This is a genomic window from Streptomyces violascens (assembly GCF_014649955.1).
In the GTDB taxonomy this organism is placed as follows: Bacteria; Actinomycetota; Actinomycetes; order Streptomycetales; family Streptomycetaceae; genus Streptomyces; species Streptomyces violascens.
In genome coordinates, this window is the sequence record NZ_BMUA01000062.1 from 1 (window position 1) to 8,173 (window position 8,173).

Sequence of the window (8,173 nt, forward strand, 5' to 3'; positions counted from 1 at the left end):
TTGTCCGAGGTCTGCGCCGCCTGCGCCTCGCGGACCCCCCACACCCAGGTCATCGCCCACACCACCTCCAGCGAGTCAAACCCGGCCGCCCAGGCGCAGCATGTGGTGCGGCTTCCCGTCGCCGGAGGCTTCTCCGCCCCTGCGGGCCCGGGCGGCCCGACGCTCGAACCCGGCACCCGGCGTGCGCCCAGGGCCCGCCAGGACCGCGACGGACGGCGCCCCACCTGACCCCGCACCGGCTACGAGGCTGGCGGGCTCCCTAAGTCCGTGTACGTCCTTGATGGGGATAGTGCCGACGTCGAAGAAGTACCCGTTCAGTACTTACTCTCGGGCTCGTAGGGCGCATCGGCTGCGGCGTGTTGATGGCCGTAGCCGGACAGCAGCAGAGCCATAGCCTCCTTGCGGAGCTCGGAGGCGGTGCTTTGCCCCACATCCAGTCGCTCCATGATCGTGGTCAGCGGCACGACCTCGTGTCCGATCTTGTCGACCGGCGTGTCCGGGCGTGCGGCCAGCAGCATGCGCGCCACCCGGCGTGCCGAACGCTGACGCGGCGTGAGCCGGGCATAGTCGTCGGCGGCCTCGGCGGCCGCCTCGGCACGTGCGGCATCCGCCTTGAGCTGGGCGGTGGCCAGGTCCAAGCGTGCGGCCGTGTGGTCCGCTCGTTCGGCAAGACAGGCATAGACGCGTGCGACGTCAGCCAGGGCCCGGGCGGCAGCACGGTCACCCTGAACCCAGGCCACGTACGCCTGGCGGGCCACGGCGCGGGCGGTTCTTGCGTCGTCGCAGGTACGTTCATCCGAAGATGGACGCCCGACAGCCTGCATAGCGTCACCAGGGTCGGTCGGGGTCGGGACCCGGACCGTTTGAGAGTCCGAAGTGGAGACGGGGCGCATACCTCGCCCAACGATCCCGCGCAGGATGCGTGTCGGAGATACGACCCGACGGCGCACGACGTGTTCGTCGCCTTCGGGTACGGCGGCTCCCCCTCAGCCGGCAGGAGCAGGCGCAGCGCCATGAGCGCGTCACCGGGGAGATACTCGGGAAGGGATTCCACCAATGCGTGCAATTCGCTGCGCTCCACCACCCCTTTACCGTAAGCACCCCGCGCCCTGCCCACCTCTCAGCTCCATGGGTGAGTCCCGTTCTCAGCCCCGACCGGCCGCCAGTGAGGAACGCGCCATGCCCGGACCCGACCTTCCCTCCGCGCAGCAGCCCATGACGGCCGAGGCACTTCTCCACCGCTGGCCCACCAGCACCTTCAAGACCGAGTTGATCAACGGCGTCCTCGTCTTCACCGGGGAGTTCGACGAACGCGATGTCGTCACGGCCGAACGGACCTACCCCGGCCGACGGGCGTTGCTCAACGCCGACGGTTCGATCGAAGTGCACCCGGCCGGAACCGGCAGCCCCACCCCGCTCATCGAGGCATCCTCGCCTGAGGAGCGGCCTTCGCACCGCTGACCCTGGCGCCGTCGAGCAAGCCGCGTCGGGTAAGGCGCACCGCCGACGGCCGGTGCAGGCGCCGGCCGACCACCACGCCGTCCACGGCGCGTTCGCAACCTGCGGCCCCTGCGATCTGCACGCCGCCGCTTCCCCGACCTGACCGCGCTCTGAGTTCCTCTCCCGCGACCTGACCGGCCTGAGCATCACTCACGTCGAATCCGCCATCGTCAGTCGCACCGCCAAACGCCTCGCCCCACCCGTCCCCAACCGCTGACGAGCCGGACTTCGTAGGCCACTGCCGCCTTGGATAGCCGCATCGCCGAACGCTCACTCAGATGACGGCAGTTCGTCCGCGTGGCAGAGGCAACCGGGCAGTGCTCGCTTATCCAGTACTGGCGTGCAGGGGCGAGAGCGCTCTTTTCAGCAGGCAATAGCCGAGTACCTGCAATGGGTCATCGGCGGTTCCATAAGCGCGCCTTGGGCTTACCTAAACAGATACCCCAAGAATGTGACCTTGGGCGAGAGCATCGACACGCTGTGCAATTGCACACAAATGGAGCTACTCATTCCATGATAACGATCTTCCTAAGTGGCGCCCCTCGGGTTGGCCATCCATTGGAATGGACCTTTGGTTTCCGTGCAGTCAAATCCCTTGCAGGGAAGGGAACTTGGAGGCCGCGTCGGCTGTTCTCGCGCGTTGTTCTGCAGTGCACGCTCCCATTCCCCGCACAAAGAGGCCCTGTTAGTCCCTGCATCCGTTCTGGCACACTTCCGGCCAACCACAACTCCCCCACAGAAATGAGGTGTGGCCTTGTCCGGTCGCAGAAGACAGGTTCAGCAAAGGCGGCGAAGACGCGGCATTCTCGTCGCAGCGGTAGCCGTCACGGCGGGAGCACTCGTCGCTACAGCTGCGCTCGGTGGCGTCTTCGACCACCATTCGTCCCGACCTGAGATCACCGCGGCGCGGGCCGCCGTGGACGGTCCCGCTCCGGCACCCGCACACGACAAGACCCCGGAACCGGTGGCCCGAATACCCAACGAAGACCGCAAGCGCGGCCTGGTCTACAAGGGCCTGAGTTCCGCGCCCAAGGGTGACCGTTGCGCCGGCGTCCTGCGCACCGCCGACGGCCGGTGCACGCACGGTCCCGACAAGCCGCCCAAGGGGGTGGACATCTCCAAGGACACGCCACCCGCCGTGAAGACACAGGGAGCGGCGGGAACGCCAAGCCGCCCCGCCACCCAAAAGCCCTCCACGGAACAGCCGTCCTCCGGCACCACGGCCTCTGTGGACGCCCGCCAGGCGGGCACCGCCGCCAAGACGCCGCCCGCCGCCCCCGCCCAGGGCACCGGAAGCGGGAAGGCAGCGCCGGGTGGTCAAGCGGTGCAGTGTGACGGCGACGGGAGCACGGGCAACCGGGTACAGGTGGTGTACGCGCACGATCCCGGCAACGACCGGTACGGCGAGTACCTGGCGTCGTTCCGCAGGTGGGCCGCCGACGCCGACACCATCTACTACGCCAGCGCGCAGGAGACCGGGGGCGTACGGCACATCCGGTACGTGACCGGAGCCGACTGCACGCCGTCCGTGCTCGACGTGGAGGTGGCGAGCTCGGCACTCGCCGAGTTCGGTGCGCTGAACTCCGCACTCGCGCAGAAGGGTTTCGACCGGCGCGACCGCAAGTACATGATCTTCGCGGACGCCAAGGTCTACTGTGGCATCGGCACCTTCAACGGTGACGAGCGCCCCGGCGCCGCCAACCTCAGCAACTTCGGCCCCTCCTACGGCCGCACGGACGCCGGCTGCTGGAGCGGTTCCACCGCGGCGCACGAGCTCGGACACAACCTCGGTGCGGTGAACAACAGCGCACCGAACAGCAGTCGAGGCGCGCACTGCACCGACGAGTGGGACATCATGTGCTACTCGGACACGCCGTACTACCCCACCATGCGCATCGTCTGTACCGAGCAGAGCCACGACGAGCGCCTGGACTGCAACCACGACGACTACTACAACACCAATCCGCCGGCGGGCAGTTACCTCGCCACGCACTGGAACGTCGCGAACAACCAGTTCCTGATGACCGGCGGTGGAACCCGGCCCGACCCGGACCCGAGCCCCACCCCGACGCCGAAGCCCACGCCGACCGGCAGCACCGGACCGACGACGGGCCCCGTCCCGGTCCTCGGGCAGCTGACGTCCGACTCGGCCGTGGTCAGCTGGCCGGCGGCGTCCTCCGTAGCCTGGTACCAGCTCCTGCTCAACGACAGCCACCTGGCATGGGTCCAGCCCAATTCGGCGCGGGTCTACAACCTGCAGCCCGACACCGACTACCGGCTCGCCGTCTCGGTCCGCGACCAGGCCGGCCGCGACTCCGGACCCGGCCGCGCCCTGTCGTTCCACACCCCGCCCGTCGGCGGCACCGCGACCAAACCCGGCACGCGGTACACGCTGACCAATGGTCACACGGGGCTTGCGGCTGAGATCTGGGGCGGCGGGAGCGCGGACGGCACCGTCCTGGTCGGTTCCCAGCCCAACGGGTTCACCCCTCAGCAGTGGTACTTCGATGACGTTGCCGGCGGCAGTGCGCGCCTTCGCTCGGCCGTGTCGGGCAAGTGCCTGCAGATCGGCGGTGCCGCGGCCGCCGGCCAGTGGGTCGCCCAACAGCCCTGCTCCGGCAGTGACGCCCAGCAGTGGCGACTCACCAAGTCGGGAACCGGACTGCGCCTGACCGCCAAGAACAGCTCACTCGTCCTGGGCGTCGGCAATCGGCCGTACTACGGAGCCTGGCTGCTCGAACTCCAGGACCCGGACACCTCCAACTACCAGAACTGGGCCCTGCAGAAAGCATCCTGACCCCCCACCAACGGCAGGGGCCGTCCTCATACGGCCCCTGCCGGCCCCCTCACACCGGAGCCACCCCCTCATGCCCGATCGCCGCTTCACGGCAGTGACCACCGCCCTCATCGGCCTGCTCCTCCTAGGCTCCGCGGCCACGGCACACGCCCACGGCGACACCATCCATCTGACCGTCACGGGCGTGTCCGCCGGCCACCCCGTCACCAAGGCGACCTGGGAGGACGACGGTCACCCCGTCAACGAGAAAGTCGCCGGCACCCTCACCGCCACCTCGGCCGACGGCACCAGCGTCGGGCCCTGGCGGTTCGTACCGGTAGCCGGTGAGCCCGGAACGTTCACCACCGCCGAGGCTCTGCCCGCCGGTCGCTGGACCATCACGGCACAGACAGCCTTCCCGGCGCTCGGCCGCGCCGAGTCCCAGGCCGAGGTGGCCCCTGCGTCGGTCGCCCCGTCGCCCGCCGCGCCGGCAGCCGGAACACCTCGGGCGGCAGCACCTCGTACCGAATCCGACGGCGGACCGGGCGTAGGCACCCCGTTGGCCATCGGCGGCGCCGCCCTGTTCGTCGCCATCGGTGGCTTCGCCACATTCCGAGTGCGGCGCCGCCGGAACCGCCCTTCCTGATCAGGACGACCGCCTTGATCAAGACAAAGGAACCCCCCATGCACAGATTCCGCAGGACTTCCCGCATACCCGCTCATACGCCGACCCGCAGGCCGGGCCGCAGAAGGATACTCGCGTCCACGGTGGCCGCCGCCCTGTCCGCCGGCCTCATGCTGGCCGTCGCCCCGCAGGCCCAGGCCGCCAGCACCGGAACAGTCGTCGGCGGCCAGGGGAATTTCGCCACCGTCAACCAGCGTTCTCTGCCCACCCTGTCCTCCAACGTCACCGGCAGCTCTCCGGTCGGCGACCACATCCCGATGGTCTGCCGGACCACCGGCGACGCCGTGGAGAACAACTCGCGCTGGATCTGGTCCGGCGCGTACTATCTCGCCGACGCATTCATCCGCGAGGACACCGGCAGCCTGCCGGTCTGCAGCTCCACCCGGCCCACCAGCTGGACGGTCCTCAACATCGGTATGCAGAAGCAGGTCCAGAACCAGTGGTGTTGGGACGCCTCCGGCCTGACCATCGCCAACTACTGGGGATACACCGGCTACACCCAGTACGACTTCTGCCGACTGGCCGCCCAGAACAGCTGGCTGGACTGCAACAACCAGCCCGCCACGCTCGACGACATGGCCAACGCCCTCAAGAACATGGGCTTCCGCAATAGCGGCACCGACCTGTACCGCAGCGCGTCCTTCAGCGAGACCCAGAACGAGATCGCGAACGGGCGCCCGTTCGCCGTCCGTATCGGCTGGACCTCCGGCGGCGGCCACATGAACGTCATCTACGGCTACGACAGCACCAGCAACATGGTGGCAGTCGGCGACCCGTGGCCCAGCACCCAGACCTACACCTGGTGGGACTACTCCACCTACGCCGGAAACAACTCCTTCCGGTGGACCCACACGCGCACAGGCATCCACGGCTAGGGGACCCACCATGCACCGTACAACCACACGCGCCGCCCTCCTGTTCGCCTCCGCTGCCGCCACCCTGTGCGCGGGCGCTCCCGCGCAAGCCGCCGACCGCCCCACCGCACCCGCCGCGACCGACTACACCGCCGCTCAGCAAGTGCTGCGCTCCGGCCAGGTCCACGACACCGTCTCCCGCTTCCTGACGGCCGCCGAGCACCGTACGCCGGCCGCCGGCGCAGACGGCGGCACGGCCGGCAACCCGCGCGGCCTCGTCCAAGCCCCCACCACGGCACCCGGTTTCGACCTCAAGAAGCCCGTGCCGCTCTACGAACTCGCACCCGAGTTCGTCACCGGCAAGACCAAGCCGACCGCCGCCTCGGCTCTGCGTCTCTCCTACCTCGTCTCCCGTGTCTCTGCGGCCAATGGCCACCAAGCCGCCGTTCTGCTCGCCCAGAAACAGGGCGGCCACGCCTGGGAGCTGGCGGGGATCCGCGACGGCGACGCGGACGTCAGCACCGCCGAGCGCGGCACCGATCAGGAGCAGACCTTCATGGAACCTCAGATCCACGCCTGGTACCGGGTGACCAGCAATGGCACCGTCGAACCACTCAACAAGGAGGCCGGCGTGGCCCTCCAAGGCAAGCAGCACGTCACCCTCAAGGCCTACCAGCAACTCGTCGCCAAGCGCTACAGCGACAAGCTCCCGGGCTCGGCCTACGACCGCAAGGGCCTCGCCGGCGGTTACGCCCCTGTCGAAGACCGGGCCGCCACCCCGACGGCCGCTGCCGCCGGTTCCTCACGTCCCTGGCTCCCTGCCGCCTCCGGCGCGGCAGCCCTGTCGGCGGCAGGCGGAGGGCTCCTGCACCTGCGCCGCCGACGGCGCTCCTGACGTACAGCGCCGCCGGGACGAGCTCCCGGTCAGGTGCAGCGGGTGAGGCGCCGGGGTCGGCCAGGGCGAGCGCCGCCGCGTCGAAGAGCCCGGCGTCTGTCCCCAGCAGCGCCGGGACGAGCGTGAGGCGGGCCGCGAGCGGCAGGGCCGCGTAGGTGGCGAGGTGACGTTGGCGGGGGAGTGAAGAAGACGGCACCGGCCTGGGCGACGCCGCCGCCCGCGCTCCCCCGTTACTGACCGCCGAAGCGGCCGACCTGCCAGTCCCCCCGGCCCGTAACATCCACGGGTGCCATGTGCCGGTGAGAGTCGGGCCAAGGAGCGGGGTCACTGCGCCCAGACGCACGACAGCTCATGTACGTGTGGTGGATGAGTACCGCTCCTGGGAGCGGTACTCATCCACCACACGTACATGAGCTCGGGACCTTGAAGCAGTTCAGGTCGCGCGACGCAGACCAAGATGCGCGACCCGCGTCTGTTCGTCGTTCCGGATGTGTGGGCGAAGGAAGTTCTGCTGCTGATGCGGGACTACCCCTTCGACCGCGTCATGGCGGAGCGGGTCTTCGGGCAGGCCGTTGCCTACCTGATCACCTCCATGGAGAAGCGCGGCCAGGGTCTCGCCATGGGGCCCGGTGAGCTGGTGGACCTCGGCGTTCACGTGTTCATCCTGGACACCGTGAACTACAGGCAGTTCTGTGCCTCCCACATGGACGGCGCTTTCCTCGACCACATCCCGGAGGTGGAGCGCAAGGGAGACGGCTCCGTCCTCAAGACCGCTCAGATCATCGAGGAGAACGGATTCCCGGTGGACTGGACGCTGTGGGAGAAGGACGCGCTGAAGTGCACCCCGTGCCGCCCCGGGGAGGACGGCCACTGAGCCTCACCCCGTAAACCGCCCTCCGGCCGTCGCAAGACGGCCGGAGGGCTCGCGCGCTGCGGAGAGGGGCGCTGCGCGCCCCGTGCCGTGCCCCCATGACGCGAAGCGGCAGGGGCAAGGGTCCTGGCAGCGCGAAGCGAGGGAAGCAGGCGCGCAGCGCCCTGCTGACCGGCTGCCAGGACCCGCAGCGCGTGAGGGTGCGCAGCACCCGGCTGAGCGGGAGCGGAGCGGACGCCCAGCACGCGGGCCCGGGTGGCGGCTGTGGCGCGGTGGAGGGCGCGGTGCGCCCGTCTGGGCTGGCGCGGAGCGCCGGGCCAGCGCGCCACAGCCGCCACCCGGCGGCACGGGGCGCGGAGCGCCCCTCTCCGCAGCGCGGGCAGTGAAGTTGGCTGGTGATCTGCCGGGTGCGCCCCGTATCGCTGCGCCGTGCTGCGCCCCGGGAGCCCGTCCTCACGCTTTCCCTCTTCGGGTTAAGAGGTCCTAACAAAGGCGTTGGACGTGTCGGTGTGTGATGAGGCAGGTGGCGAGGCCGAGGAAGACACCTCACGACCCCAAGCCGTCAAGCTGTAGCGGCCAGGGCGGTTGGGAA

Annotated in this window: 7 protein-coding genes and 1 pseudogene; 7 read left to right on the forward strand and 1 reads right to left on the reverse strand. The window is 69.5% G+C overall.

The genetic code is table 11. The annotated features are described in order from the left end of the window. Window positions 1-228, forward strand: a pseudogene (locus IE206_RS41810) (hypothetical protein); the annotation flags it as partial. 86 nt (window positions 229-314) lie between these two features. Here IE206_RS41810 and IE206_RS41815 read toward each other — a convergent pair. Beyond that, on the reverse strand, window positions 315-758 hold the full coding sequence (locus IE206_RS41815; protein WP_189971972.1) for a hypothetical protein: 444 nt from the start codon (window positions 756-758) through the stop codon (window positions 315-317). Window positions 759-1,179: 421 nt separating this feature from the next. On the opposite strand from IE206_RS41815, the gene IE206_RS41820 reads away from it, so the two are divergent. From IE206_RS41820 to IE206_RS41845, 6 genes are all read left to right on the forward strand, one after another. Then, window positions 1,180-1,461, forward strand: coding sequence for a hypothetical protein (locus IE206_RS41820; RefSeq protein ID WP_189971974.1), 282 nt, complete (start codon window positions 1,180-1,182; stop codon window positions 1,459-1,461). A 1,003-nt stretch (window positions 1,462-2,464) separates the two neighbouring features. Further along, a complete protein-coding gene (locus IE206_RS41825) occupies window positions 2,465-4,297 on the forward strand; it encodes an RICIN domain-containing protein (RefSeq protein WP_229853403.1) in 1,833 nt (610 codons plus the stop codon). A gap of 70 nt (window positions 4,298-4,367) precedes the next feature. Next, on the forward strand, window positions 4,368-4,922 hold the full coding sequence (locus tag IE206_RS41830; RefSeq protein WP_189971976.1) for a hypothetical protein: 555 nt from the start codon (window positions 4,368-4,370) through the stop codon (window positions 4,920-4,922). 38 nt (window positions 4,923-4,960) lie between these two features. After that, the gene (locus IE206_RS41835) at window positions 4,961-5,836 is read left to right on the forward strand and encodes a papain-like cysteine protease family protein (RefSeq protein ID WP_229853404.1); all 876 of its coding nucleotides are present in this window, start codon (window positions 4,961-4,963) and stop codon (window positions 5,834-5,836) included. Between the two features lie 10 nt (window positions 5,837-5,846). After that, window positions 5,847-6,710 (forward strand): hypothetical protein, encoded by an 864-nt coding sequence (locus tag IE206_RS41840; protein WP_189971978.1) that lies wholly within the window; start codon window positions 5,847-5,849, stop codon window positions 6,708-6,710. 457 nt (window positions 6,711-7,167) lie between these two features. Next, the gene (locus IE206_RS41845) at window positions 7,168-7,584 is read left to right on the forward strand and encodes a glycine-rich domain-containing protein (protein WP_189971980.1); all 417 of its coding nucleotides are present in this window, start codon (window positions 7,168-7,170) and stop codon (window positions 7,582-7,584) included. The last annotated feature ends 589 nt before the right edge of the window (window positions 7,585-8,173 follow it).